At 48.6% G+C, this 26,396-nt stretch carries 25 protein-coding genes; 9 read left to right on the forward strand and 16 right to left on the reverse strand.

What is annotated here, in order from left to right; all coding sequences use genetic code 11:
* Nucleotides 1-2: 2 nt before the first annotated feature.
* The 6 genes from aroE to PQI28_RS02875 all read right to left on the reverse strand — a co-directional run bounded on the left by aroE (nt 3) and on the right by PQI28_RS02875 (nt 4,251).
* Nucleotides 3-788 (reverse strand): shikimate dehydrogenase, encoded by a 786-nt coding sequence (aroE, locus tag PQI28_RS02850; protein ID WP_337874671.1) that lies wholly within the window; start codon nt 786-788, stop codon nt 3-5.
* Nucleotides 785-1,897 (reverse strand): ribosome biogenesis GTPase YqeH, encoded by a 1,113-nt coding sequence (yqeH, locus tag PQI28_RS02855; RefSeq protein WP_015880995.1) that lies wholly within the window; start codon nt 1,895-1,897, stop codon nt 785-787. The genes aroE and yqeH overlap by 4 nt, the downstream gene beginning before the upstream one ends.
* A gap of 133 nt (nt 1,898-2,030) precedes the next feature.
* Entirely contained in the window at nt 2,031-2,657 is a 627-nt protein-coding gene (locus PQI28_RS02860; protein WP_339962491.1) for a YqeG family HAD IIIA-type phosphatase, read from the reverse strand.
* 125 nt (nt 2,658-2,782) lie between these two features.
* A complete protein-coding gene (locus PQI28_RS02865) occupies nt 2,783-3,562 on the reverse strand; it encodes a phosphatidylserine decarboxylase (protein WP_339962492.1) in 780 nt (259 codons plus the stop codon).
* On the reverse strand, nt 3,559-3,981 hold the full coding sequence (locus tag PQI28_RS02870) for a thioredoxin family protein (protein ID WP_214696100.1): 423 nt from the start codon (nt 3,979-3,981) through the stop codon (nt 3,559-3,561). Before PQI28_RS02870 ends, PQI28_RS02865 begins: the two co-directional genes overlap by 4 nt.
* 75 nt (nt 3,982-4,056) lie before the next feature.
* Nucleotides 4,057-4,251 (reverse strand): YjzD family protein, encoded by a 195-nt coding sequence (locus PQI28_RS02875; RefSeq protein ID WP_074032676.1) that lies wholly within the window; start codon nt 4,249-4,251, stop codon nt 4,057-4,059.
* Between the two features lie 162 nt (nt 4,252-4,413).
* On the opposite strand from PQI28_RS02875, the gene PQI28_RS02880 reads away from it, so the two are divergent.
* Nucleotides 4,414-5,226 carry a Cof-type HAD-IIB family hydrolase gene (locus PQI28_RS02880; protein ID WP_214789624.1) on the forward strand — a complete coding sequence of 271 codons (813 nt, stop codon included), beginning with the start codon at nt 4,414-4,416 and terminating at the stop codon, nt 5,224-5,226.
* Between the two features lie 243 nt (nt 5,227-5,469).
* Here the strand turns inward: PQI28_RS02880 and PQI28_RS02885 are convergent, their stop codons facing one another.
* The 9 genes from PQI28_RS02885 to PQI28_RS02925 form a co-directional block, all read right to left on the reverse strand.
* On the reverse strand, nt 5,470-6,141 hold the full coding sequence (locus PQI28_RS02885; protein WP_339962641.1) for a 5'-methylthioadenosine/S-adenosylhomocysteine nucleosidase family protein: 672 nt from the start codon (nt 6,139-6,141) through the stop codon (nt 5,470-5,472).
* Between the two features lie 73 nt (nt 6,142-6,214).
* The gene (locus PQI28_RS02890; RefSeq protein ID WP_074032674.1) at nt 6,215-7,063 is read right to left on the reverse strand and encodes a YitT family protein; all 849 of its coding nucleotides are present in this window, start codon (nt 7,061-7,063) and stop codon (nt 6,215-6,217) included.
* A gap of 146 nt (nt 7,064-7,209) precedes the next feature.
* Entirely contained in the window at nt 7,210-9,507 is a 2,298-nt protein-coding gene (locus PQI28_RS02895) for a glycoside hydrolase family 65 protein (protein WP_214785370.1), read from the reverse strand.
* Between the two features lie 215 nt (nt 9,508-9,722).
* Complete coding sequence (locus PQI28_RS02900; protein ID WP_339962493.1) at nt 9,723-10,136, reverse strand: general stress protein; 414 nt, start codon at nt 10,134-10,136, stop codon at nt 9,723-9,725.
* Nucleotides 10,137-10,252: 116 nt separating this feature from the next.
* On the reverse strand, nt 10,253-11,308 hold the full coding sequence (locus PQI28_RS02905) for a LacI family DNA-binding transcriptional regulator (RefSeq protein ID WP_224860250.1): 1,056 nt from the start codon (nt 11,306-11,308) through the stop codon (nt 10,253-10,255).
* Nucleotides 11,309-11,363: 55 nt separating this feature from the next.
* Nucleotides 11,364-12,866, reverse strand: coding sequence for an alpha-amylase family glycosyl hydrolase (locus PQI28_RS02910; RefSeq protein ID WP_339962494.1), 1,503 nt, complete (start codon nt 12,864-12,866; stop codon nt 11,364-11,366).
* A 23-nt stretch (nt 12,867-12,889) separates the two neighbouring features.
* Nucleotides 12,890-13,723 (reverse strand): sugar ABC transporter permease, encoded by an 834-nt coding sequence (locus tag PQI28_RS02915; protein WP_074037639.1) that lies wholly within the window; start codon nt 13,721-13,723, stop codon nt 12,890-12,892.
* Between the two features lies 1 nt (nt 13,724).
* Entirely contained in the window at nt 13,725-15,077 is a 1,353-nt protein-coding gene (locus PQI28_RS02920) for a sugar ABC transporter permease (RefSeq protein ID WP_074032667.1), read from the reverse strand.
* Nucleotides 15,078-15,182: 105 nt separating this feature from the next.
* On the reverse strand, nt 15,183-16,448 hold the full coding sequence (locus PQI28_RS02925; RefSeq protein WP_339962495.1) for an extracellular solute-binding protein: 1,266 nt from the start codon (nt 16,446-16,448) through the stop codon (nt 15,183-15,185).
* Nucleotides 16,449-16,818: 370 nt separating this feature from the next.
* On the opposite strand from PQI28_RS02925, the gene PQI28_RS02930 reads away from it, so the two are divergent.
* Both PQI28_RS02930 and PQI28_RS02935 read left to right on the forward strand, forming a co-directional pair.
* Nucleotides 16,819-18,603 carry a glycoside hydrolase family 13 protein gene (locus PQI28_RS02930; RefSeq protein ID WP_339962496.1) on the forward strand — a complete coding sequence of 595 codons (1,785 nt, stop codon included), beginning with the start codon at nt 16,819-16,821 and terminating at the stop codon, nt 18,601-18,603.
* Between the two features lie 159 nt (nt 18,604-18,762).
* On the forward strand, nt 18,763-20,121 hold the full coding sequence (locus PQI28_RS02935; RefSeq protein WP_339962497.1) for an MATE family efflux transporter: 1,359 nt from the start codon (nt 18,763-18,765) through the stop codon (nt 20,119-20,121).
* Nucleotides 20,122-20,144: 23 nt separating this feature from the next.
* Here PQI28_RS02935 and PQI28_RS02940 read toward each other — a convergent pair whose 3' ends face one another.
* The gene (locus PQI28_RS02940; protein ID WP_214785376.1) at nt 20,145-20,879 is read right to left on the reverse strand and encodes an enoyl-CoA hydratase/isomerase family protein; all 735 of its coding nucleotides are present in this window, start codon (nt 20,877-20,879) and stop codon (nt 20,145-20,147) included.
* Between the two features lie 151 nt (nt 20,880-21,030).
* Between PQI28_RS02940 and ybaK the strand changes: the two genes are divergently transcribed.
* From ybaK to PQI28_RS02970, 6 genes are all read left to right on the forward strand, one after another.
* Nucleotides 21,031-21,495 (forward strand): Cys-tRNA(Pro) deacylase, encoded by a 465-nt coding sequence (gene ybaK / locus PQI28_RS02945; protein ID WP_214747686.1) that lies wholly within the window; start codon nt 21,031-21,033, stop codon nt 21,493-21,495.
* 19 nt (nt 21,496-21,514) lie between these two features.
* Nucleotides 21,515-22,213, forward strand: a complete 699-nt coding sequence (gene pssA, locus PQI28_RS02950) for a CDP-diacylglycerol--serine O-phosphatidyltransferase (RefSeq protein ID WP_214747683.1) — start codon at nt 21,515-21,517, stop codon at nt 22,211-22,213.
* Nucleotides 22,214-22,302: 89 nt separating this feature from the next.
* A complete protein-coding gene (locus PQI28_RS02955; RefSeq protein WP_214785378.1) occupies nt 22,303-23,052 on the forward strand; it encodes a carotenoid biosynthesis protein in 750 nt (249 codons plus the stop codon).
* The gene (locus tag PQI28_RS02960; protein WP_339962498.1) at nt 23,018-23,716 is read left to right on the forward strand and encodes a lysophospholipid acyltransferase family protein; all 699 of its coding nucleotides are present in this window, start codon (nt 23,018-23,020) and stop codon (nt 23,714-23,716) included. The genes PQI28_RS02955 and PQI28_RS02960 overlap by 35 nt, the downstream gene beginning before the upstream one ends.
* Complete coding sequence (locus PQI28_RS02965) at nt 23,713-24,780, forward strand: glycosyltransferase (RefSeq protein ID WP_339962499.1); 1,068 nt, start codon at nt 23,713-23,715, stop codon at nt 24,778-24,780. Before PQI28_RS02960 ends, PQI28_RS02965 begins: the two co-directional genes overlap by 4 nt.
* Nucleotides 24,781-24,810: 30 nt before the next feature.
* Nucleotides 24,811-26,277, forward strand: coding sequence for a phytoene desaturase family protein (locus PQI28_RS02970; protein WP_339962500.1), 1,467 nt, complete (start codon nt 24,811-24,813; stop codon nt 26,275-26,277).
* The last annotated feature ends 119 nt before the right edge of the window (nt 26,278-26,396 follow it).

Consider the following 26,396-nt stretch of genomic DNA (forward strand, 5'->3'; position numbering starts at 1 on the left):
TATTATTCCTCCAATAATCCTTCGATTAACTTTTTTCCGATGGTTTCGTCCGGTTTCACGCCCGTCCATTTTTCGAACGAGAGCGCGCCTTGCCCGACGAACATGGCTACCCCTGTCACAATGATGGCCCCGCGATGTTTCGCTTCACGAAGCATCGGGGTGACAAGTGGACGATATATGATATCACAAACGACCGTGTTTTGTCGTAGTCCTTCTAGTGAAAGTGGTGTCGAGCTCTTATCCATGCCGACAGAAGTGGTCTGAATGATGACCTCATATTGCGAGACGTCGACCTTTTCGAACGTCGTGTACGTGACATCGAACACGTCTGCGAGTTCTTTTGCCCGTTCGACTGTCCGATTGACAATCGTCACCTGACGCGTCGGTAGTGCCTGTACGATTCCACGCGCAGCCCCACCTGCACCGATGACGAGGACTTGTCCTGTCCAATCGGTGAACGGTGTCAGTGCTTGAACGAGCCCTGCACCGTCTGTATTCGTTCCGACAAGGCGTCCGTCTCGCTTATACACCGTGTTGACAGCACCGGCAAGTTTCGCTGCCTCGTCGAGTTCATCGACGTAACGAACGACTGCTTCTTTATACGGAATGGTGACGTTGAATCCGTCCCATTCTCCGTCCCGCATCGCTTCGAACAGTGCTGGTAAGTCGCTCGTCACGGCGTCAATGGCCTCATAACGCCCGAAAAGCCCAGACGCCCTCAACCACTGCTCGTGCAGCTGGGGAGAGAGCGAATGAGCAATCGGGTGGCCGATGACAGCCAGATTCATACGAGCGCCTCGCGGAGAGTGACTGCGACGCCTTTCGGAGCCCAAGCCGCAATGCGACCGCCTTTACCGTGAATCGCGACCCATCCGAGGCCACTGAACACGATGTCTGTCTTCACACCGTCTCGTAAGCTGAATTCATGGCGTACGAGTGGTGGTAAGATTTCGAGCGTCTTCTCGTTCGGTGGATTGAGCATTTTCCCAATATGCTGGTCATAGAGCTCATCCGCGCGTTCGAGTTTCGTACGGTGTGCTTTCAACTCGTTCGACATATAGATGACAAACGATCGTTTATTGCCTTCCAAGTAATCCAAGCGTGCCAAACCGCCAAAGTAGAGCGTCTGTTGCGGGTTTAATTGGAACACATGTGGCTTGATTTCTTTTTTCGGCGTAATTGTCTTCAAATCTTTCGCATCGACGTAATGCGCCATTTGATGACGGTTGATGATCCCTGGTGTATCGTACAAGTTCGCATCATCATCAAGCGGGATATCAATCAAGTCAAGCGTCGTTCCCGGGAAATGACTGACGGTGATGATGGCTTCATCCTCTTCACCGAAACGTTTGATTACCTGGTTGATGAGTGTCGATTTCCCGACGTTCGTACAACCGACGACAAAGACGTCTTTGCCTTTTCGGTAATATTCAATCTTCTCTGCGAGTTCATCGATCCCGTGTCCTTTTTTCGCACTGATCAAATGAACGTCAATCGGGTTCAAGCCGAGCTCTTTCGCTTCAGCCTTCATCCAGTTCGCCATCCGGTTCGGGTTGACGGATTTCGGCAACAAGTCAACCTTGTTCCCGACTAAGAGGACCGGGTTCGACCCGACTGAGCGTTGTAGACCCGGGAGCCAGCTGCCATTGAAGTCGAAAATATCGACAATCTTGATGACGAGTGCCTCTTTTGAACTGATGCCGTTCAAGATGCGCAAGAAGTCATCGTCTGACAACTCGACGTCTTGAACTTGGTTGTAATGCTTCAATTTGAAGCAACGTTGGCAAATGACGATTTCTCGGTCAAGTGCCGATTTTGGTGCATAGCCGACCCCGTTCGGGTCTTCCGTTTGGATGGCTACGCCGCACCCAGCGCAATATCGTTTGGTTTCTTCCATAGTTGTGCTTACTGCCGTTCAGGTTTCCCCTTCTTCATTCGCCGTAGCACCTCGCTGCTACTCCTGAAGCGTTAATTCCGACGCCTTGGTCGCCGTACATGGGCAGCCTCCTTCTTCCTGTGCGTTCGAGGTCTTATTCATCTTTTTTATGTGAATCTTTGGAATGTGAATGCATCGCTTCGCCGATTTTTTCAGCAACCGCGACTTTCGCCCGCTGCGCGTCGACAGCAAGCTCTTCCACTTTTTTCGTGATCAATACATACTTCCCGCGACGCTTCATATGCGCAAAGACAACCTTCTCAAGCATCCGATTGAATTTCGTGACAAGCCCGTCCGTTTTAACGACCGGTTGAACGTGGATGACATGGATGCCGGCCATATTCGCACCGAGTACGTCTGTAAACAACTGATCCCCTAAGAAAATGGCTTCTTTCGGCGAATAACCATATTTCGAGAGTGCAGCCTTAAACCCAGAAGGTAATGGCTTCTTGGCACGAGCGACATAATGAAGTCCAAGCGGCTCCGTAAACGTCCGTACACGGTTCTCGTTATTATTTGATACGACAATCACATCGAAACCGTATGATTTCACTTTTTCAAGCCACATCAATAAAAGCTCAGGCGCATGCGGAACATCCCACGCCACGAGTGTATTATCAAGGTCGGTCAAAATGACGCGTACCCCACGGTCTTTCAATTCTTGTAAGTCGATGTCAAACACAGACGCGACGAACTGTTTCGGATAAAGTCGATTAAACACGTAAAATTCCTCCAATTAGCTAAACGATTCAACTACTTATACAAGTATTGATATCCCTTCTATGGTAAACGAAAACCGACCAAACGACTAGTCTATCGTTCGGTCGGAAGAAAATTGATACAAAATTAGTTGGTTTTGATTGTCCCGATGACGTCACCGAGTCGAACCGGGCCCATTTTTTCATGGTTCATTTGAACCGCATCTTTCTCAAAACAAAGCACGACCGTCGAACCGAATGAGAAGTATCCGACTTCTTGCCCTTTCTCCGCTTGATCGCCCTCGAGCGTCCACTCAATTGTGTTCACGTTCAAGGCACCGACCATGATATGCTCATACGTCCCAGCTGGACTGTCAAAGCGTGTCACACGACGGTAGTTACGAGAGAGGGGTCTCACCGTCTCCGTCAATCCAAGCTCATTTACGGGTGCCGAGCGGTCCCCAAGTTCATAGTGACTGAGCACGCGACCCGAGAGAGGCGTATGGACGCGGTGATAATCGCGCGGGCTGAGGTACAGGACAACGACCGTTCCACCTGCATAACGTCTCGCATCTTGTTGAGAACCAAGTAATTCCGCAAGTGTATACGACTGACCTTTCACCTCAAAACGGCTATCCTCTGAGATCGATTCGATGACCGATAACTTTCCGTCACACGGTGAAACGAGTGTCTCGGAAGACTCATCGATCGTACGCGCTCCCGGCTTCAAATGACGTGTGAAAAACGCATGGAGAGACGGATAGGCATGAAGCGGTTGTTCTGCTTCCTCCACCGCAATGTCATACACTTTGGCAAATGAAGGAATCAAGTGGCGACTCACACTTGATTCCGCAAAGCGCTTCAAGCGTGTAGCAATCCAGGGCGAGGCGTTCAACTCAAATAACGTTTGGTAGAAACGACGCTTCATTCCTCTTTTGCCTCCTCATTTTTAAAGAATGTTTCGTATTGTTGTTCAGAGACCGCACCTTCAATGCGACCGACTTCTTTTCCATCTTCGAATCGGATGATCGTCGGTGTTCCATTGATGCCGTAAGTTTCCCATACGTTATGGTCTGCCAAGTTGATTGAGACCGCATCGTATTCTTCGATGAGTGGTTCGACATACGGTTTCACTTGCTCACAATATTCACAGCCTGTTTGCCAGAAGTAAGCGACAACCTCGCCGTCCTGGTCTAACTGTTGCTGTAATTCGTCTGCAGTGACGGCATTGACGCCCTCTTCTTCATTGGCTCCGTTTAAAAAGAACAACAGACCGATTCCAATGACGATAATCGCTCCGATGATGGCGAACGTGATAAAATTCGCGCGTTTTTCAGGGTTTTTCATATGCATGATCCTCCTCTTATGTTGGATAAAGAAAAAAGACTGACTCATGCACGAGTCAGTTTGATTGTAGACGGCTTACTTCTCTTGTGCAACGTCGCTGATTCCCATGTCTTGGTTTAAGACATCGAGAAGTGCAACGAAGATTGTGATGGCCACGCCAAATCCTGTCGCGAGCATCGCGTTGAACTCTACACCATCAACAGCAGAAATGATAAACACCGCTGTATTTGAGAGCACAATCGCCCAGATCAATGTCACTAAATAACGCATTGAACGTCCCCTCCATCTCACAGATGATTCGTAAAAATTCATACGACATTAGTATAGCATTGTTCGAATGGAATATGCGACTTCGATTGTATATTCTTTCCGTCGAATCGAAAAATGTGATACGGTCTTAGAAACATCATTGTGAAGAAAAGAGGATGACTGATGTCACGTTATTTAATCGCAGTTGATTTAGATGGAACGTTATTAAGAGATGATAAAACCATAAGTGAACGAAATCTCCGTGCCCTTCAAGCGGCACGTGAAGCTGGTCATGAAGTCATGATCGCGACAGGGCGTCCAAAGCGTCATTCGATCATGTACTATGAGCAAATGGGATTGACGACTCCGCTCGTCAACTTCAACGGCGCCCTCGTGCATCACCCGAAAGATGCGAATTACGCGGTCACGCACCGCCCGATTCCGCTCAAGACCGCACACGATATCATTGAAGAGGTCGCCGATACGAAAGCCCATAACATCGTCGTCGAAGTGACCGACCATGTTTATTTCCAAAAAGACCCGCAAGAGTTTTACAGCCCGTATGCAGAACGTGCGCTCAGCGTCACGTCTGGGAACTTGTTGACACACTTGCAGGACGAGCCGACGTCACTATTGATTCACGCGACAAAAGACCACGTGGCACACGTCCGCTCGCAGCTCGACGACATTCATGCCGAGGCCGTATTGAACCGTCAATGGCGCATGCCGGAGCACATGATTGAAGTCATGAGCAAAAACACGTCGAAGGCACTCGGACTCCAAGAAGTCTCGAAACATTTGAACATCGACCGGAAACAGATTATCGCATTCGGTGATGAAGAAAACGACCTTGAGATGCTCGACTATGTCGGGACAGGTGTCGCGATGGGGAACGCCATCGACCAATTGAAGAATGTAGCCAACGAAGTGACGGCTTCGAACATGGACGACGGGATTGCCCTTTTCCTAGAAGAACGACTTGGGATCAAGGTATAAGAAATAACGAAAGCACCGACTAGAACTGAACCATTATCAAACAGAGGCTTTTCTTCCTGATTAGGATGAATTGCCTCTGTTTTTGTATCTGTGCATACGCCGGATTTGGCACGCCGCTTTCCTGGGGGCGGGCTGCGAGCCGCTGATTCCCCGGGAGTCGGCGTGCCCTTCGGCGTCGCTAAAGATATCCGAAATCCCGAGTGTACAAATGTCATTTCTGTTCAGACAATTCGAATCCTATCATCAAATAAAACGAATCAAATAGTCGTCAAAAATTTTAGCCATCACTACTGGTGTATTCTTCAAATACACATCAATCTGTTCAGCATTCGAAACAAATGGGTCTCCCTGCCTCTCATCTTTCGGAAAGTCAGAAATCCCTTTGATGATAATGCACTCGACATGATTTTTTCTGCAGATATATGCAATGGCACCCGCTTCCGTATCAGCAATCGTGATCTCATGTTCGTTCAACTCTACATAATCCTTCCACATCACGACAGCCCGGTCAGCCGTTGCAATCGTCCCCGTCAAAAAATCACCCCCGTAGTAAGAGAGTGGTATGTCAACGATGAAAGATTGTTTGATCAACGGTTCTACCTCTTTCACCGTACAATCATATTGCACGGCACGATGCGGTACGATGACGTCTAAATGACTGTACGTGTCATCTATTCCGGCACACGTTCCGGCAACAATCACTTTCGTTAAATCAAAACGAGAGATCATATATTGGTTCGCCCCGACTCCGTTCGCTTTCCGCACACCAGTAAAATAAAAAATTAACTCAGTATCATTTACTTTCTTCAGAAAAAACTCTCCGTACGGATATTCACAACGTTCTTCATTGTTCACTTCAAAATAGTCTAATGTCGCCTCGTATTCCCATTTCGTCGCAATACTGACCCCAATCATCATCTATCTTCTCCAATCAATTGCTGTATTACATACATAATAACCCCTACTGAGCACTTCAGTAGGGGCTAATTTAACGACGGAACGTACCTTCGACGTCCTCTGTCGGCAAGATATTGATCCAAACCGATGGGTCCGCATCTTTACAAATCCGTGTGATTTCACGAACCTCGTGTCGTTGTGCGACCATCATGAGCGTCGCTTTCTCGACTTTCGAGTACGTGCCGATTGCCGGCATGAGCGTGATGCCACGGAACACGTGTTGATGCAATTCTTTCGTCACTTCATCTGGATGGTTCGTCACGATGAAGAGCGTCTGACGCTGCGTATTCGTGTAAATCTCATCGATGACTTTTGATGTCACATACAAGAAGACGATTGTATAGAGCGCTGTCGGCCATCCGAACAAGGCACCTGCTGCGAGCGCAATCATCATGTTCATCAAGAAGAGGTAGACACCGACCGAGTTGTTCGTGAATTTCGCAAGAATCAACGCGACGATGTCAAAGCCTCCCGTGGAGGCACCGTACCGAATCGTAATCCCCGATCCGATCGCCAAAAGCACACCGCCGAACACGGCGTTCAATAACGGGTCGTCCGAGAGGAGCTGCGATTGCGGAAGCATACGAATGAACAACGTAACCGAGGCGACACTGACAAGGGTATGGATCATCATATTCCGCCCGAGCATAAAATAACTAACGACGAGCAGTGGTGCGTTCAGAATAAAGAACCAGAGCCCTTCCCCTAGTTCAAACGGTGTACCAGCTAGTAGTGCTGTCAAGATTTGGGCAAGACCCGTAAATCCTGTCGAATAGACGCCAGCTGGAATTAAAAATAATGTCATGGATAAGGCAACGAACAATCCTCCGATGATCGAGACAACCCCGATTCGTGTATGTTCTTTAACGGCTTCCGTCAAGCTTCAACTCCCCTTTCTCAAAATAGCTAAGAATCAAGATAACATAGATTATTCATGCTGCATACAGCAAATATGCAGGAAATCTGATAAGTTTTTCATACAAAAACAAGCCGACCGAGGTCGGCTTGTTCGTATGAAGCAATTGGTCACGCTTTCACTGTTTCAATTGTAATCGATTCATTCGCAGGAACCGTTACTGCATTTCCATACACGTGAAGCGTTACATCTGTACCACCTGTTTGTTGGATTGTCACTTGTTCACGTGATGATGTGACCGTCAAGTGATGGCCACGCCAGAGCATGTTGAACGAATAGCCGTTCCAGTCCTTCGGAATCATCGGACTAAATGAGAGATGATCCCCTTGGATGCGCATGCCTGCGAAACCATGAACGATTGACATCCACGAGCCGACCATCGATGTGATGTGCAACCCATCTTCTGTATCGTTGTTGTAGTTGTCGAGGTCAAGACGTGCTGAACGTTGATACAGTTCAACCGCTTTGTCCTCATACCCGACTTCTGCCGCAATGATCGAATAGACACATGGTGACAAGCTCGACTCATGAACCGTGCGTGGCTCATAGAAATCGAAGTTCGCACGTTTCTGTTCAAGCGTGAAGCGATCACCGAACGTGTAGAGTCCTTGAAGGACGTCCGCTTGTTTGATGAAGTTTGAGCGAAGGATGCGATCCCACGACCAGTTTTGGTTAAGTGGAAGATGTTTCGGATCGAGGTCCTTCACCAAGATTTGCTCTTTATCCATGAAGCCATCCTGTTGCATGAAGACATCTGGCACAAGGTCATCTTTTGGATAGTACATCTTCGTTTGGATATCCGCCCACTTCGCAAGTTCGGCGTCTGTGATGCCAAGTGTCGACACGAGCTCTTCGAGACGTGCAGGTTCTGCTTCTTTCAAGTAGTTATATACTTCTTGCGTGTACTCGAGCGTCCACGCGGCGATCAAATTCGTGTACCAGTTGTTGTTGACGTTATTGTCGTATTCGTTCGGACCTGTGACGCCTAGGATCATATACACGTCTTTGTGTGGCACAAAGTTGACGCGGCTAGCCCAGTAACGCGAGATTTCGACCAATACTTCAAGTCCGTATTGTCCAAGGTAAGACTTGTCGCCTGTGAAGTTCGTGTAGTTGAAGATGGCATGGGCGATTGCACCGTTCCGGTGAATCTCTTCATGCGTGATTTCCCACTCGTTGTGACACTCTTCCCCGTTCATTGTGACCATCGGGTAAAGCGCACCTTCCATACCGACATTCTTCACAGCGTTTTCTTTTGCCTGTGGCAATTGATTGTGACGGTATTTGAGCAAGTTCCATGAGACCTCTGGTTTGGTCGTCGCCAAGTAGAAGTGGAGGCAATAGGCTTCCGTATCCCAATATGTCGCACCGCCGTACTTCTCGCCTGTGAATCCTTTCGGTCCGATGTTGAGACGCGAATCTTCACCTGTGTACGTCTGATACATGTTGAAGATGTTGAAACGGATTCCTTGTTGCGCTTCGATATCTCCATCGATTCGAACGTCCGCATCTTCCCAACGTGCGAGCCATGCTTCCGTCTGTTCAGTGAGAAGCGTCTCAAATCCTTTTTCAAACGCCGCTTCGACGCGTTTCATCCCTGCAGATTGAAGGTCTTCAATCGCATGGTCGCGGTTCGTCACGACAGATACATATTTATAGGCTGTCGCTGTCTCACCGGCAGTCACATTGACCGTGAATTTGTTCGCCACGAAGAGGTCTGTCGCTTCAAGCACTTCGCAACGAGCGCCTTCTACGTCCGCAATCATCGATGCCGTGACGTGCCAATCGAGTTTTTTCGTCTTCGTCGTCACGAAACCGAAGCGTTCTTCGATGCCACGGTCAACCGGGAGCCAGAACTTCTCATCGTAGTTCGAATCTTCGTTCTCAACATCGCCGTCTAAGTATGGCGTGAACTCGATTTTCGCTTCGTAATTCACCGGTGTGACGTTGTAACGAATCGCTAATACTTCTTTGTCGACGATGGAGAAGAAACGGACGACTTCTACGTTTGTCTCTTCTGTCCCGTTCATCAATGTGAACGTCCGTGTGAGCACACCACGCTGCATATCCAATTCGCGTGTAAAGTCCTTGACGTCCCATTTCGCCAAATCGACAGGTGTGCCATTGATCGCGACGCGTAGACCGATGACGTTTGTCGCATTCAATACTTTGGCAAAGTATTCAGGATATCCGTTCTTCCACCAACCGACACGTGTTTTGTCCGGGTAATAGACGCCCGCCACATAGAATCCTTGGTGCGTATCATTCGAGTAATCTTCCTCGAAATTTCCTCGCATTCCCATGTGCCCGTTTCCGAGCGATGTGATCGATTCAGCAAGACGGTTTTCTTTCGGGTGAAGACCTTCTTCTGTTACTTTCCATTCATCGACTGCAAACAATCGTTTCATCTGTCTGCCACTCCTTTTTCTCTACAAGGCTACCTTCGACGGACAACAAGTTCATGCAACCGTTTGTCTATGAAAGCGCTGTATTTAATCTCACCTTTCATTTTACACAACTGAAGTAAGAATGCAATCGTTTGCATAAAACTTTTTCTTTCTTTTTTTGTCACATTATTTAGAGAAAAAAGACTGCCTCTCGCGGAGACAGTCTTAATGGGTCATCACTTTTGATTTTCTTCATCCTCACCGAACGCCGCATTCGCCTCATGCCCTTCGAATAGAGCGCTCCGACCATCATTGAACCCCGTATCAGGTTCATCGATGACGAGCACATATCCGCCTTGTTTCAATTGTGCATGTGCTCGCTCCACCTCATCATCTGAGATGCCTAAATCGTGTAGCGCCTGTTTCATATCTTTGCCCTGATTTGTTTCGTCCTGAAGGTTGTCTAACCAAGACGCGTCACCATTTTCCACGTTTACGTTCGTCTCATGTTTGAGCACATGGACAGCGTCTTCCTGTTCGGTCACGACATATAATTCTCCTTCATCGTAGCCATTTTCATTCAGTTCGTTCATTTTAGAAAGCAGGCTCTCTTTCGTACCGTATGTTCCGACAAATCGTTTTTCGCTCATCTCTATCCATCCTTTCAATTTCAATCCGTTCGTGAGAAATGTTCCCCACTTCAGGCGACTTCAATCAACAGGATATGCAAAAGACGACCTCACTCCTCGCGAGATCGTCTAGATGATTAAGAATTTGATTCGAGCGTCTCCACTTTACTCTTTTTCTGTCCACATGATTGGCGAACGACCAAATAGTGTGGAACAATGACGCGTTTTCCGTATGGGGGGGCATTATCGCTAATTTGTTCAATCAAGCAATTTGTCGCCTCAAAGCCGAGACCGAAAATATTGATTTCGACCGAAGTGAGCGGCGGGTTCGAGTGCTCGGCGATGTAGACGTTGTTGAAACTGACGACAGCTACATCTTCTGGAATCTTGAGTCCCATCTCACTGAGTGTACTGATGACCCCGAGTGCCATCATGTCATCACTGACGACGACAGCTGTCGGTGGCTCTTCATTTTGAAGCAACTCACGGACGGCTTTTGCGCCGCCTTTCGTCATGAACTCGGCCCGGGCGATATAGTCCTCACATACCGGAATGCCTGCCTCCATGAGAGCCGTCGCGTATCCGTTTCGGCGGTCTTGTGTCACGGCGAGTTTGTCCGATCCCCCGATGAAGGCGATGCGACGGTGACCTAGATTATAGAGGTGCTTCGTCACTTCGCGTCCGGCCAAATAGTTGTCCGTATCGACGTAAGTAATCGAAGAAGCGTCCCCGAACGGCTTCCCGACCACGACGAACGGAAACTTCGTCTGTCGCAAATATTGGACGACTTGGTCGTCTTCACGTGAATAGAGGACGATGACACCGTCGACACGGCGTCCTTGTACCATCTCGATCACACCCGATAATACCTCTTCTTCTGTCACACCGGTCGTCATATAGAGTGAATAACCGTTTTGATGCGCCTTCGTGCTGATTCCTCGCAATACCTCTGGGAAGAATGGGTTTTGGAGAGTCTTTGTTGCCGCGCTCGGCATAACGAGACCAATTGACTGTGTCGAGCGGTTGGCAAGACTTCTCGCATGAATGTTCGGATGATAACCGAGCTCTTCCATCGAGCTTCTGACCCGTTCTTTTGTCTTCTGACTGATTCTTGGACTGTTGGCGATGACGCGAGATACCGTCGACGGTGCGACGTTCGCGTGCTTCGCAACATCTTTAATTGTGATTTGCATGGTGTTCCCCCCTGCTTCCGTGAATTCATTTCGTGCCTTTCGGCGTGTCATATCTTTATTTGCGGCGCTTCCACATGACCAAACCTGTCAAGAAAATCGGAATCGTGACAACGATTAACCCAATCATCCACGGATTTACCGATGACCCCTCAACAATGTAAGCGTTCGCACTTTCGCCAGATAGTTCAATTGTAAACGTTCCGCGTTGATCTGTGACCAGTTGTGAGAATAATAGACCACGAAGTCTTGTATCTTCCCCGATTTCACTGACCTCGATTTCAATCTCTCGATCCTCACTGTTCATGTTGATCGCATATAACGCGACGTCATCCCCATCTTTACGTTCAAAGACGGCCATTCCGTCCTCCGATGCAATCATACGTTGTTCACCTGTCGCAAAAACAGGATACTCTTCACGCATGCGGTTCATCGTTGCGACGTATTCGTGTAACTCTTCATTTCCCGGGAATTCAGTCATGACACGGTTCGCCGGGTCGGCTCCACCTGTCTGAGCATTTTCTGTTCCTTGGAAGACGATTGGCATACCCGGTGACGCATAGAGTGCGAACAACCCAAGACGTAACCGTCGTTCCGCCGATTCCACGCCGCCGAGTTCAGCCATATGCATGAACCGTTCGACATCATGGTTATCGAGGAACGTCGCCATCTGATTCGGGTCGTTAAAGAACGTTTCGGCATAGCTTGCGGCAACATCGATCTCATCGACGTTCGCCTGCTGTTGCGTCATCGTTTTTGATACCCGGTCGTAGAATGTAAAGTTCGTGATGCTGTTGAATCCAAGGTCGTCATATTGCGCGACATATTGTGGGTCTGGGTCAAATACTTCAGCGAGTAAGTAAAAATCTGGGTCGACCGACCGAACACCTTCGACAAAGTCTTTCCAGAACGCTTTATCGACGTGACGGACCGTGTCGAGACGGTAACCATCGATATCTGTCTCTTCGATCCAGTACTTCGCCGCGTCGATCAAATACGATTTGACTTCCGGGTCTTCTGTCTTAAAGTCCGGTAAGTCGAATAACCAGTGCGTCTCGACCTGCTCCTGGTCTTTCCAGAATACGATCGGCAACTGTTCGTGGAACCATTCCGGTTTTTCTTCCACCCATGGATGGTTCGGGCCGACGTGGTTGACGACGAAGTCGAGAATGACTTTCATGTCTCGCTTGTGTGCTTCCGCGACAAGTTCTTGTAAATCTTCTTTCGTCCCGAATTGCGGGTCGATGTTATAAAAATCCTTAATCCAATACCCGTGATAGCCGTCCGGCATATTTTCAAAAACGGGTGTCAACCAAATCGATGTGAAGCCGAGTGACTCGATATAATCGAGCTTTTCGATGACCCCACGGATGTCTCCGCCATGAAACGCTTTCGGATCATCTTTGTCGACTTGCTCATTGTTGTCCGGGTTCCCGTCAACAAATCGGTCGACCATAATAAAATACATGCGTTCTTGTTCCCAAGTAGCAGCTTCCTTTGCACCGACGATTGTCGGAAACAAAAGAAGCGACAGGAGCACGAGCACGACGCCTCGCCTCATATCGCTTCCTCCTTTTACGAGTATTATCCTTTCGTACCACCCGCTGTAAGACCAGAAACGAAGTAGCGTTGGAACATGAAGAACAAGATGACGATCGGAAGGGCTGAAAGAACCGCACCCGCCGCGAATAACGTGAAGTTATTATCGAACTGTTTCGAGATCATGTTGTAAAGACCAACTGCCAATGTTTGTTTCTCTGGTGAACGAAGGACGAGCGATGCCAAGATAAAGTCGTTGAATGGTCCCATGAAGTTAAAGAGAGCAATCGTTGCGACAATCGGCTTCGCAAGTGGCAAGATGATTTGCCAGAAGATTCGGAGGTGACCTGCACCATCCATGCGGGCAGCTTCGTCAAGTTCTTTTGGAATCGTGTCGAAGTACCCTTTCGCCAAGTACGTGTTCATCGGAATCGCACCGCCTGCATAGAGCAAGATAAGTGCTGTATGTGTGTCAAGAAGGTTGAGCATGTTGAGCAATACATAAATCGCGATGATCGCAACGAACTGTGGCACCATTTGAAGGACAAGGAACAAGACGAGTGAGTTCTTCCGTCCGACGAAACGGTAGCGTGAGAAGACGTAACCAGTAATCGTCACCAAGACGACAGAGAGCGCCATCGTGATGAAAGCGATTTTCAACGTGTTCACATACCATAAACTATAATCCGAAATCGTTAGGTCAAACAAGTTTTTATAGTGAATAAACGTCGGGTTAGCTGGAATAATTGTTGACGTAATCGTACGCCCCGGGTTGAATGATGTACCGACAACCCAAAGCATCGGATAGAGAATGATGATCGACGCAAGCGTCAAGATGACATACGAGATCGCCAAATTGATTCGTTTTTGTTTTTTCATATCAGATCATATCCTCGTCTTTGAAAGATTTTGTCCGACGGAACTGGATCACGGCAAGTGTCATGATGAAGAATGACAAGATGAGTGTGATCGCAGCCGCAAGTCCGTATTGCGGGTTGGCACCGAGAGACAATTTGTAAATCCAAGAAATCAAGATGTCGGTACCGCCGGCCGTTTGTCCAGGTACAGCAGGGCCACCGCCATTAAAGAGATAAATGATGTTGAAGTTATTGAAGTTGAACGTGAACTGCGTGATCAAGATCGGTGCAGTTGCGAACAAGAGCATCGGCAATGTGATCAAACGGAACTTATCAAAGATGGTTGCTCCGTCAATCGTTGCTGCTTCATATAAGTCACCAGGAATCGACTGAAGGACACCTGTCATAAGCGTCATGATGAACGGGAATCCGAGCCACCATTGAATGAGAACGAGTGCTGTTCGTGTCGCCGTCGGATCGGTCATCCAGTTGACTGGGTCAAGACCGAGTGCCGGCAAGATCGTCGTATTGAATACCCCGAACGATTCGTTGAACATCGAACGGAAGATCAAGATCGTGATGAATGCTGGAACTGCCCAAGAAAGAATCAAGATTGAGCGGAACAAGCGACGGAAACGAAGACCTTCTTGGTTCAAGAGTACCGCAAGGAAGATCCCGATTGCGATAACACCTGTCGTTGAAGCGACCGTCCAGACAAGCGTCCAGCCGAGTACGCCGACGAACGTGTCACGGAAGATATCGATTTCAAAAATACGCGTGAAGTTCTCGAATCCGACCCATTCGACGAGTTTCGCTGGTGGTGCGTTGTTATAGCGATAATTCGTGAAGGCGATCAAGAACGTAAAGATCAATGGAAGAATAACGGTAAACACTAACAAAATGAGTGATGGGATTAACATTAAGTATGGGAATCCATGGTCACGCAAGTTGCGAAGTTGCATTTGGAACGATGGAAGGTTTAGATGCTGATCACGAGCGCGACCGACACGATAGGCGTCACGAATGTTCCAAACATAGAACGCGATTCCGAAGAAAAGTAAAATTAACGCGACAATCCCCTCGACCATCAAGAAGATGGAGTGGTCGTTACGAGGTCCTGGCACTTCACCAAGCGTGATCAATCCCCAAAGTCCTCCACGGTCACCTGGTCCGGCGCCCGCCCCTTTGAAAAATAGATCATAGTTTACGGCAAAATAAGATACGACGACGATAAAGAACGCTACCGCCTTCGCGTATTGTTTGTTATATAACTGTCCGAGTCCCGGAATGATGGAAAGTAGTCCCGCGTTCCGAGCATGGTTTGTAGGCTTGTCCGGGCGTTGGTCCGGTGTTTTAGGGTTCGCAATTGCAGCCATCCTCAGTTTCTCCTTTCGATTTGAGCAAATCAATCAAGCAAACGTTTGCTCAATGCTAGAAAATGAGGGGGAACGCCATGTGGCGCACCCCGTCATTTCAATTCCTTATTGGTTGTTTGCTTGGATTTGTTGCTCGATGACTTTCACTGCATCGTCTGCAGATTTTTGTGCATCTTGTTTACCAGTCGCTACAAGCTGAAGCGCTTGTGCCATTGGCTCCCAAACTTGTCCCATTTCAGGAATGTTCGGCATTGGAACTGCGTTTGTCGCTTGGTCGAATACCGCTTTCGCAACTTCGTTCGACGTGATTGTTTCGTTCGACTCGAGTGCTGCTACTGGTGGGATCTCGTTGTATGCTTCAAACATTGCCAATGCGTTTTCTTCATTCGTCAACTCTTGAAGGAACATTTCAGCCCACTCTTGGTTTTCTGTGTAAGCTGAAAGGGCATATGTTTTCACACCCATGAACGTCTTGATTGGCTCACCGTTCGGAAGTGTTGGCATTGGAGCCGCTCCGAGGTTTACGCCTGCATCTGTGTAACCAGCTACAGCCCATGGTCCGTTCATGACTGAATGTGCTTTCTTCTCAGTGAAGAGTTGGTCCATCGCTTGGCCGCCAGACTCACCGATCAATCCTTTAGGGAAGAGGCCTTCTTCGTACCATTTACCGATGTATTCGAATCCTTCAACTGCTTCTGCGTTGTTCAAACCGATGTCAGATGGGTCAAGTGCGCCACCGTCTTCTTTGAACACGTATCCGCCGAATCCAGCGACAACACCGTGTGCGAAGTAGAAGTTATCCCAAAGTGCGAGGAATCCATACTCCCCATCAGCTTTCACATCGTTTGACAACTTGTAAAGGTCGTCCATTGATGCTGGAGCTTCAGCCATCAAATCTTTGTTGTACATGAGAACTGGTGTCTCAACTGATTTTGGATATCCGTAAGCTTGACCATCGAACATGACAGCTGATTTCGCAGCGTCTGTGAATGCGTCAAGTGATCCTTCGTCAGCGATTGGAGCCAAGTGACCTTGGTCAGCGATTGTACCGATTTGGTCGTGCGGTACGAGAACGATGTCTGGACCTTTACCAGCTGGACCGTCAAGCGCAAGCTTGTCTTTTTGGTCTGTCATCTGTACTTCGACGACTTCAACTTTTACGCCATGCTCTTCTTCGAACGCCTTCGCAACTTCTTTCGTTGTTTCAGACTTTTCGATGTCTTCCCAGATGACGATCTTTTCAGGTTTGTTCTCGCTTGAAGAACCACCTTCGTTAGAAGATCCGTTGTCTGTTCCGCCACCACATGCAGCAAGTGCACCGAATGCGAATACTGCTGTTGAAAGTCCTGCTACCATTTTTTTCATCTTCATGATGAAAAACCTCCCCAAGGAAATAGTATGGTCAGATTTGCGCAATCGCACGACCACGTCAATTTTAAAACTCCGCTACGAAATTGACACGGTAGTGAAAACGTTTGCATCCTCACCTCAATTTTTATTATACAGTTGTGAAAGCGTTTTACAAGTCTTTTTTTACACTTTTTTTACGTCTGTTGACCCATTTATGTAATTTATAAAATTTTGTTCTCAAATCTTCACTTTTTATGAGTTTCAGCAATTGACAAAATGTAAACGCTTTATTACCCTTTGCTTGAGCAAACGTTTTCGCAACACCTATTCTCTTTGATTCACAGTGTTGTAAAATGATGTCATCCCCTATAAAGAAAGGAATGTTTTCCTTATGATGAAAGAAGCGATTTATCATCGTGCCATGTCCCCGTTCGTTTACAAATATGACCGTGAGACGATCCACATCCGTTTTCATACGAAACGTGGAGATATTGAATCGGTCGATTTGATTTGGAACGACCCTTACGATTGGCATTCTGAAGACCCGGCCATGTGGAATTTTGACCCGGACAAGCCGAGCTACTGGCGTACATACGAGACTCCAATGGAGAAAATCGGTTTTGACGACGCCTATGACTACTGGTTCATCGCCATCAAGCCGCCGTTCCGTCGCCTTCGCTACGGATTCCGTTTGAATGATGGACAAGAGACAGCCGTCTATACCGAAAAAGGATGGTTCGAAGAAAAACCGCTCGATGACACGGGCTATTACTTCTGTGTCCCGTTCATCAATCCGATTGATATCTTCCACGCACCGTCATGGGTGAAGGACACGGTTTGGTATCAAATCTTCCCGGATCGCTTCGCCAATGGAGATGCTTCACTTAATCCAGAAGAGACACTGCCATGGAACTCGACAGAGCCGACAATCACAAACTTCTTCGGTGGGGATTTCCAAGGGGTGATCGACCATATCGACCACTTGGTCGAACTCGGGATTACCGGAATCTATTTCTGCCCGATCTTTAAAGCGACGACGAACCACAAGTACGATACGCTCGACTATATGGAAATCGATCCACAGTTCGGGACAAAAGAGAAATTTAAAGAAATGGTCGACCTCTTGCACGAGAATGGTATCAAGGTCATGCTCGATGCCGTCTTCAATCATGTCGGATATCACCACCCATGGTTCCAAGATGTCGTCGAGAACGGTCCGGCGTCTGAGTATCGCGATTGGTTCTATCTCCGTGAGTTCCCAATCGTGACGGAGCCGAAGCCGAACTACGATACGTTCGCGTTCGAGAAGAACATGCCGAAGATCAATACGGAGCATCCAGAGTTGAAAGCTTACTTATTAGATGTCGCCCGTTACTGGGTCGAAGAGTTCGGTATCGACGGATGGCGCCTAGACGTCGCCAACGAGGTCGATCATGCGTTCTGGCGTGACTTCCGAACAGCCGTCAAGAAAGCGAACCCGGAAGCCTACATCCTCGGGGAAATTTGGCACGACGCGCAACCTTGGCTACAAGGCGACCAGTTCGATGCCGTCATGAACTATCCGTTCACGAACGCGAGCTTGAACTATTTCGCACTCGATCGAACGACGGCTTCTGAGTTCCGCAACGAATTGACGCGCGTCGAGATGATGAACACGATGAACGTCAACGAAGTCACGTTCAACTTGATCGACTCACATGATACGCCACGCGCGTTGACGCGGGCGAAAGGTCATAAAGGCAAATTCAAGCTCTTGATGACATCCATGCTCACGTACACAGGTAGCCCATGTATTTACTATGGGGATGAAATCGGACTCGAGGGAGAACAAGACCCGGGTTGCCGCCGCTGTATGCCGTGGGACGAAGCCGAAGAAGACCGTAACCTCTTCCGTTACATTCAAAAACTCATCCAGCTACGGAAAGACCATCCCGTACTCGCGAACGCCGGCTCGTATCGCTTCAACTTGGTCGACGACGCCAATAATGCCGTCATCATCGAGCGTTGCACGAAAGATGAGACGTACTTGGTCTACTTCAATAACTCGGACTCTACTTCGAAACTAAGTCCGCTCGGTTATCGTGGCGCCGCCTACGACTTGTTACACGACCGCGATCTCGAATCACTCGAAATCGAACTGGCACCATTTAGTGCAGCTATTCTGAAATTGAAATAATTTCGAAAATCACCTGATTTCTTCGGGTGATTTTTTTGTTGAAAATAATTTAGCAAACCCCTTTCTTTTTCATTTCATAAGGAGTAAGATGACCTTTGACATTTTTATAAAACAAATAGTTAACAGAAAGAATTATAGAGAAAAGGGAGAATACACTACATGCAGACGAAACAAACGGAACAGCTCACCCTGTTCAAACTGTCGTGGCCGATTTTCATCGAACTTGCCCTCCACATGGGAACCGGGATCATCGCCACATTGATGCTCGCACATTACTCAGACGCCGCCGCTTCGGCCGTCGGGGTTGCCAACCAAATCTTAAACGTGTTCTTGATTGTCTTCAGTGTGACGTCTGTCGGGGCGACCATTTTGATTGGTCAGGCCATCGGAGCTGGGAGCATGAAGAAGAGTCGTGACTTCGCCCGCTCCGCCGTCAGTTTGAATATGTGGCTCGGTGCAATCATGGTCGTCGTCATCTTCTTGTTCGGTGAAACGTTTTTGCGCCTATTCGGTCTATCGGATGAACTGTTTGCACACGGGCTGTTGTTCCTGCAAATCGTCGGCTTGTCGTTATTCACCGAAGCGCTCATCATGGCGCTCAGTTCGATCCTCCGGAGTCACGGGATGACGAAACATGCCATGCTCGCGACGTTGTTGATTGATATCATCACTGCTGTTGGTGCCATCTTTGCCGTTACCGGCTGGTTCGGACTTCCGGTCACTGGCGTTGCCGGTGTCGCTTGGGCCATCGTGATCGCACGATTCGCCGCCATGGTCCTGTTGTTCTGGCTCGTCAAACGGAAACTTTTGATCCGCTTCCCGTTAAAAGAAGTGATTCGTCCGAAGAAAGACGACATCCAGTCGCTCCTTCAAATCGGTGTCCCTTCTGCCGGAGAGAACTTGTCTTATCAAGCTTCACAGATCATCATCACCGGTTTCATTGCGACGATGGGAGAAGCTTCCCTCGCCGCACGGGTATACGTCATGAACTTGTCAATGCTCGCCTTCTTGTTCACCGTCGCCGTCGCGCAAGGGACACAGCTCTTGATTGCGCGAGATATCGGGGGCAAACGTTTCAAAGAGGCGTATCATCGCGCCGTCAAAACATTGAAGATTGCCATGTTCGCCTCGTTCGTCGCCTCTCTCGGATTGGCGGTGTTCAGCGAGTCGCTACTCGGTCTCTTCACGTCAAATCCTGACATCATCGCGGTCGGAGTGCCAATCTTATGGGCAACGCTCATTTTAGAGCCAGGGCGCGCCATGAACATCGTCTTGATGGGATCGTTGAAGTCCGTTGGGGACGTCCGCTTCCCGGTCATGATTGGGATTGCCTCGATGTGGGGTGTCGCCGTGGCATTCAGCTACTTGTTCGGTCTTCAAATGGGGCTCGGCATCCTTGGGATTTGGCTCGCCTTCTCCCTCGATGAGTGGTTCCGCGGATTCTTCGCGTTCCGTCGTTGGAAATATGGGACATGGCAACAAAAAGGCTTCCAGTTCGAAGCCAAATCAACCACGTAAAAAAGCGGCCGCGGCCGCTTTTTTCATTTCATTAAAAATGCCTGCATCGCCTGGCGGTGTACGTCCGTGTCCCCACACTTTCGTTGCCAATCGATTTCTTCATTCAATCCCTCTTCAAATGAAGTGGCTCGCATGAGTGCCTTCATCCCTTGTACAGCAACCGGTGATTTCGCAGCGAGCGTCTCAGCGTATGACGTCAATCGCTCCGTATACATCGCATCTTCCACGAGCTCTGTGACGAGTCCGAATGTGTGCGCCGCCTCTGAGTCAATCGTACTACCACTCCAGAGCCAATCTAACGCAAGGTCGTCGCGCATGAGTCGACGTAAGTGATATGGACCGCCCGCATCCGCGACCAACCCGATTTTGATGAACGCCGAGCTGAATTTCGTCGACTTGGCGACGATTCGGACATCAGCTGCAAGTGCCAAACTGAGTCCCGCTCCCGCCACGACGCCATGAATGCCCGCGATGATTGGCTTACGGCATGAGAAGAGCGCACGGACGAGTGGATGATACACCTCTTCTAAATATTCCCCGTAATCTGCATCGCTCTCGATCGTTAAATCTTGTCCAGATGAGAATGCCCGTCCTTCGCCGACAAGGACGATGACGCGAACCGCGTCGTCCTGATCAAATTCATCGATTGCCGTTTTCATTTCACGTAGCAACGTCTCGTTCAAGGCATTCAGCTTTTCAGGTCGGTTCAGTTTCAACCACCCTACCCCATTGTGTGTCGTCAATTGAATCGTCTCCACTTTCATTCCCCCTTATAAAATGAATCACTGTTCATTTCTTCGTTATTCCGTCAAACTCCTTCCTTTACTGAAAAGTTTTTTGAAGTTCAATTGCCGTGAAGTTGGTTGATTTGCTATTCTAAAAGGAGTCGGTCACGAAAGGATGAGTCAGATGCAACTGACAAATGCCGCTCGGCAACTGAAACAAAAGAAGATTCCGTTCGCTTATCATACGTATGAAGTCGATGAAACCGACGTCTCTGCCAAACACGTGGCGGAAACGTTGAATAAACCGCTCGATGAACTGTACAAAACGATTTGTCTCGTGAACGAGAAAAAACAATACGCCTTCTTTCTCATCTCCGGAGAGCGTGACATTGATTTAAAAGCAGCCGCAAAAGCTTGGGGAGCGAAGAAAGCATCGCCTGTCCCAATGAAAGAGCTCGAGTCACTGACCGGGTACATCCGAGGTGGCGTTTCTCCTATCGGGGCGAAGAAACCTTTTCCCGTATATCTACACGAGGCAGCTAAAGAGAAAGAGACCATCACAATCTCTGCCGGGAAACGTGGCTATCAAATCGAGTTGAAGCCAGAAGACTTATTGCAATTCACAAACGGTCGCTGGTTCAGCCAATGACCTTACTGGAGGAAAAATTATGTGGAAAGAACGCATCCGTTCGTGGATCCCAAACTCCTTTACGTTCGGAAACCTATTTTGTGGTGTCGTCGCCATCGTCTACGCCGCACGTGGTGACTTCTCAAACGCCACACTGTTAATCATCATCGCGATGATGCTCGATAGTTTAGATGGGCGCCTTGCCCGTATGCTCGGAGTCGCTGGGGACTTCGGGAAAGAGCTAGACTCACTCGCTGACATCGTCACGTTCGGTGTCGCACCGGCGATGCTCGCCTATTATACGTTTTTCATTGATTACGGCAATTATGGATTGTTCTTTGCGGCACTCTTTCCGCTATTCGGGGCATACCGTCTCGCCCGCTTCAACTTGTCTGCGACAAACGTTGCGGCAAGTTACTTCTCAGGCGTCCCGATTACGGCCGCCGGTGGACTGCTCGCCGTCATCACGACGTTCGGGGACCGCGTCAGCGAACTGTTGACACCGATTTTCTTCACGGGGCTCGCCCTGTTGATGGTCAGCCGTGTCCGCATCCCGAGTTTTAAAGACGTGCCACTGCCACGTCACTCGTTCATCATTACGATTAGCCTCGTCTATGTGACGTACATGATGTTCGCACGTTGGAAAGAATGGCCGACGTTCTGGTTCATCGCCGTCCCGTTTTATGTCTTATTCATCGCTTTCTCGTTCGTAAAAAGACGGAAGCGGATGGCCAATTAAGAGTCTCGTTCAACGAGGCTCTTTTTTCGTACATGCATTTGTTAGACGAAGACTAAGATGAGCTTTAGAATGAAAGAAGAGGTGATGGAATGAAAGTGTATCCGTTTATTTGGAAATGGTTTATTGTCTGGTATTTCATTGGGTTGATCTTAGTCGGATTCGATTTGCTTCCGCCTTGGTTAGAATGGGCGAACCCCGTCTTTTTATGGCTCGCCGGCGCGATCGGTGGAACGATTCTTTATCAAGGGATTCGACAAGGTGTATGGATTGTTCCGTTTATTTTCTTCGGTTCGATCGCCGTCGAGACACTTGGCGTAAAAACAGGGTTCCCGTTCAGCGAATACGTCTATGCCGAGGCATTCGGTCCGACAGTCTTTGGAGTCCCTGTCACGATTGGGGCAGCATGGCTCGCTGTCATCGGCTCTAGTTTTGCCGTGGCTCGACTCTTCACGTTCCGCAACAACATTTTATGGCTCGTCCCGATTCTCGCCGTATGGCTCGATATGGCAATCGATCCTGTAGCGGCAAACGTGAAAGGTTACTGGGAATGGGCAAATGACGGCTTGTATTATGATATCCCGACGCAAAACTTTATCGGTTGGTTCGGGTTATCCCTTATTTTCTCATGGTTGTTACAGCGTCACGAACGAGCTGTCGATTCCTTGTTCATCCAGCACGGCGTTTACTTGTTCGTCATGCTTCATGCCCTCTTTGGCGTCACGGCCGTGAACGCAGGTCTCTATGGAATCGGCTTCCTGAGCATTCTGACGTCTGGGGTGATTCTTTTAGAAAGGAGAGTTCGCGATGATCGAGTCACACAAAAAGAAATGGTTCAATAATGTATTCTCAACATTCGTAAGGGAACGTCAGATTCGTCCGACGTTTCATAATATTTTTATTCGAACCGATGATATCCCGACACCTGGTTTAATCTTAAGTACGCACAGTGCTTGGTGGGATGGACTCGTCATGTATATGGTAAATGAACATTTTTTGAGACATGACATCCATGTGTTGATGGACGAGGACGGATTGCGTCGTTTCCCGTTCTTTCGTCACCTTGGGGCCTTCTCTGTAAAAAAAGGAAGTCTATCCGATGTTCGTGCTTCCCTAGCCTACGCGAATGAGTTGATCGCTTCAGGCAAATCGGTATGGATGTATCCACAAGGTCGAGAAGTCCCTCAAGAAATGCGTCCGATTGAAATCGAATCTGGGGCGACCCTGTTACTGAATGAGCGTCCCCTTCATTTATGTGCCATGTATTATGCATTTGAAAGCCATGCCGAGCCCGTTGTCTACGTCCGATTCCGAAAATTCAGCGTGACCTCGTCGACTCGGAGAACTCAAAAACAAGAGATTGCGCAAGCACTCGAGCAGTTGTATGACGATGTCAGACATGACGTCATCACACGTTCAACCGCCTATACTCCTTTGTTTCGCCCGCGACGCAATCTAGCCGAATGGACAGAAACGTTCGTTCGACTCGGGAGGAGGGGCTCATGATTCTTTGGTTCGTGACCCTTTTCATGCTCATCTTCACACTCGTGAATCTAGCGTTTTTACGACCACTCGCAAAACCCGGGAAAGCTATGGCGACAGCCGTCTGCATCCCGATGCGGAACGAGTCACGACATGTCGACCGATTGATTACTAATTTACAAATGGCGATCCCGGAGAATACTCATGTCTACATTTATGAAGACCGCTCCGAAGACGATACATATGAACGATTACATCGCGCAATCGGAGACGATTCCCGATTCACCGTCATTCAGGGAGTCCCTTTACCTGATGACTGGGCCGGGAAAGTCCATGCCTGTCATCAGCTCGCAACACATACGACTGAACCGTATCTCCTCTTTTTAGATGCGGACGTCACCATCGATTCGAGCTTCATCGCCCGCATGCATGCGACACTCGCACGTGAAAAGGCTGTCTTTTTATCCGGATTCCCTCAATTTCCGACATCGACATTTCTCGGGAAATTGTTGATTCCGATGCAACATGTGCTCATCGCCCAACACCTGCCTTTGTTCTGGCGAAAAGTGAAACACCCAGCATTCGCGGCGGCGAACGGAATGAACGTACTTGTCGAACGAAATAGTTACGAAGAGATTGGTGGGCACGCTTCGATCCGTTCATCGTTGATTGATGACATCGATTTATGTCGTATGTTCAAGCGTCATCAAAAAGTAACGTCACTCGTTCAAGTCGCCCCGTTCATCTCTTGTGATATGTATGAGACGAATGAAGAAGTATGGAGCGGGTTTTCAAAAAACGTATTCAAGGGAATGAATGAATCAGTAGGACTTGCCTTGTACTTCTTGACGTATTACGGGATTCAGTTGACCGCCATGTTCGCATGGCTATTTTCACCAAGTTGGCAAACGATTAGTGCGGCACTCTTCGTACTCCTCGCCCGACTTGCTGTCGACATAAAATCTCATGGATCCGGTACATGGTTGCATCCAATCAGCTTGATCGCTTATCTGACCTTACTCGGGAACGCCGTCATCCGTAAATGGAGACGTCTACCGATCACGTGGAAAGGTCGCCATTATTCCTAATCGAGCGTTTTACTTAAGGGGGACAAATGTATGAAACAAATTGTTGTCATTGGAGCAGGGCTAGGTGGCCTGAGCGCTGCCGTCACGCTCGCCACACACGGCTATGACGTCACGGTCATTGAGAAGAATGAACATGTCGGCGGAAAACTTATGCCCGTCATCACCGACGGGCACCGTTTCGACTTCGGTCCGAACACCATCACGATGCCAGATGTCTTTCGTTCCGTCATCCGAAACAGCGGTGCCAATCCTGATGACTATTTTGAATTGATCAAACTCGATCAACATACCGTCAATCATTATTCGGACGGCTCCTCGTTCACATTTAGCGCCGATCGGGCACAGCTTGAATCGGAAGTGCGACGATTGACGAATGACCAAATGAAGAAAAATCAATTACAAGCTTATTTAGATGAAGCAGAGAAGTTGTTCCGAATCGCGAACGAACGCTTCTTCACCCGTATGGAGACAAAATTAGATCCGGGCCTTTGGGCGGACATGGTAAAAGTACACCCGCTGCAAAGTCTGCATGCCCTTCATCAGAAATACTTCAAAGATAAGCGCATCATCCAGGCAATCGACCGATATGCGACGTATATCGGCAGTAGCCCGTACGTGACACCCGGCACGTTCGCGCTCATCTCTCATTTAGAATTGAATGAAGGGGTTTACTTTGCCAAGGGGGGCAACTGGAACATCGCCAAAGGATTTGCGAAGCGAGCAAGTGAACTCGGGGTGACATTCCGTCTCGGACACGAAGTGACGAAAATTGAAGTCTTGAACGGGAAAGCTCATGAAGTCGTCGTTGATGACAAAGAAGTCATCTCTTGCGATGCCGTTCTGCTCAATGGCGAGCTGCTCACGCAATATCCTCGACTTGTCGATGCGAAAGACCGTCCTTCTTTCCCGGTCCCGACTCGCGATACCGTCGAGCCGTCCATCTCTGCATTCGTATTAATGATCGGGTTATCGAAACGATTGAACCTCGCCCATCATAACGTCTATTTCTCTGACGACTACGAGCGAGAATTTAAGGCACTCTTCCAGGAAGAACGCTATGCGGACGAGCCGACCATTTATATCTCCAATTCATCCGCAACTGACCCATCGATGGGTGAGGCAGGTGATAACTTGTTCATCCTCGTCAATGCCCCAGCTCATTTGACTGATATTGACGCCGATACGTACGAGCATTTGATTCGTCGGCGCTTGCGTTCGTTCGGTGTCGATTGGGAAGAAGAAGAGGTTCTCTTCCACCGCCGGGTGACACCACAAGACTTGAGCCGTGACTTTTATGCCTATTACGGTGCTCTTTATGGCACGTCGGCCAACTCGAAAAAAGGAGCATTCTTTAGACCGGCAGCCCGCTCGACGGACGTCTCGAACATCTGGTTCGCAGGTGGTTCGACTCATCCTGGGGGAGGGAGCCCAATGGTCACGCTTTCAGGACAATTCGCTGCACGATCGATGTTAGAGGACATACCTCTGACAATATGAACATTTTGTGAACGCGAGTTTCGACACTTGTCGACAATTGAAAGACGTGATAATATCATATTCGAGTTCAAGCAGTTCTGTAACGTTGGTTACACCTGTAGCGATCGAATGGCTTCCCC

This window comes from Exiguobacterium sp. USCH10, from assembly GCF_037619445.1.
Taxonomy (GTDB): Bacteria; Bacillota; Bacilli; order Exiguobacteriales; family Exiguobacteriaceae; genus Exiguobacterium; species Exiguobacterium aestuarii_A.

Coding starts and splice junctions, on each gene's coding strand:
- pssA (WP_214747683.1), top strand. CDS start 21,515: ATGTGGAAAGAACGCATCCGTTCGTGGATCCCAAACTCCTTTACGTTC.
- PQI28_RS02965 (WP_339962499.1), top strand. CDS start 23,713: ATGATTCTTTGGTTCGTGACCCTTTTCATGCTCATCTTCACACTCGTG.
- PQI28_RS02925 (WP_339962495.1), bottom strand. CDS start 16,448: ATGAAGATGAAAAAAATGGTAGCAGGACTTTCAACAGCAGTATTCGCA.
- PQI28_RS02915 (WP_074037639.1), bottom strand. CDS start 13,723: ATGAAAAAACAAAAACGAATCAATTTGGCGATCTCGTATGTCATCTTG.
- PQI28_RS02955 (WP_214785378.1), top strand. CDS start 22,303: ATGAAAGTGTATCCGTTTATTTGGAAATGGTTTATTGTCTGGTATTTC.
- PQI28_RS02910 (WP_339962494.1), bottom strand. CDS start 12,866: ATGAGGCGAGGCGTCGTGCTCGTGCTCCTGTCGCTTCTTTTGTTTCCG.
- PQI28_RS02875 (WP_074032676.1), bottom strand. CDS start 4,251: ATGCGTTATTTAGTGACATTGATCTGGGCGATTGTGCTCTCAAATACA.
- PQI28_RS02935 (WP_339962497.1), top strand. CDS start 18,763: ATGCAGACGAAACAAACGGAACAGCTCACCCTGTTCAAACTGTCGTGG.
- PQI28_RS02865 (WP_339962492.1), bottom strand. CDS start 3,562: ATGAAGCGTCGTTTCTACCAAACGTTATTTGAGTTGAACGCCTCGCCC.
- PQI28_RS02900 (WP_339962493.1), bottom strand. CDS start 10,136: ATGAGCGAAAAACGATTTGTCGGAACATACGGTACGAAAGAGAGCCTG.
- yqeH (WP_015880995.1), bottom strand. CDS start 1,897: ATGGAAGAAACCAAACGATATTGCGCTGGGTGCGGCGTAGCCATCCAA.
- aroE (WP_337874671.1), bottom strand. CDS start 788: ATGAATCTGGCTGTCATCGGCCACCCGATTGCTCATTCGCTCTCTCCC.
- PQI28_RS02905 (WP_224860250.1), bottom strand. CDS start 11,308: ATGCAAATCACAATTAAAGATGTTGCGAAGCACGCGAACGTCGCACCG.
- PQI28_RS02885 (WP_339962641.1), bottom strand. CDS start 6,141: ATGATTGGGGTCAGTATTGCGACGAAATGGGAATACGAGGCGACATTA.
- PQI28_RS02960 (WP_339962498.1), top strand. CDS start 23,018: ATGATCGAGTCACACAAAAAGAAATGGTTCAATAATGTATTCTCAACA.
- PQI28_RS02930 (WP_339962496.1), top strand. CDS start 16,819: ATGATGAAAGAAGCGATTTATCATCGTGCCATGTCCCCGTTCGTTTAC.
- PQI28_RS02920 (WP_074032667.1), bottom strand. CDS start 15,077: ATGGCTGCAATTGCGAACCCTAAAACACCGGACCAACGCCCGGACAAG.
- PQI28_RS02895 (WP_214785370.1), bottom strand. CDS start 9,507: ATGAAACGATTGTTTGCAGTCGATGAATGGAAAGTAACAGAAGAAGGT.
- ybaK (WP_214747686.1), top strand. CDS start 21,031: ATGCAACTGACAAATGCCGCTCGGCAACTGAAACAAAAGAAGATTCCG.
- PQI28_RS02870 (WP_214696100.1), bottom strand. CDS start 3,981: ATGAAAAACCCTGAAAAACGCGCGAATTTTATCACGTTCGCCATCATC.
- PQI28_RS02880 (WP_214789624.1), top strand. CDS start 4,414: ATGTCACGTTATTTAATCGCAGTTGATTTAGATGGAACGTTATTAAGA.
- PQI28_RS02970 (WP_339962500.1), top strand. CDS start 24,811: ATGAAACAAATTGTTGTCATTGGAGCAGGGCTAGGTGGCCTGAGCGCT.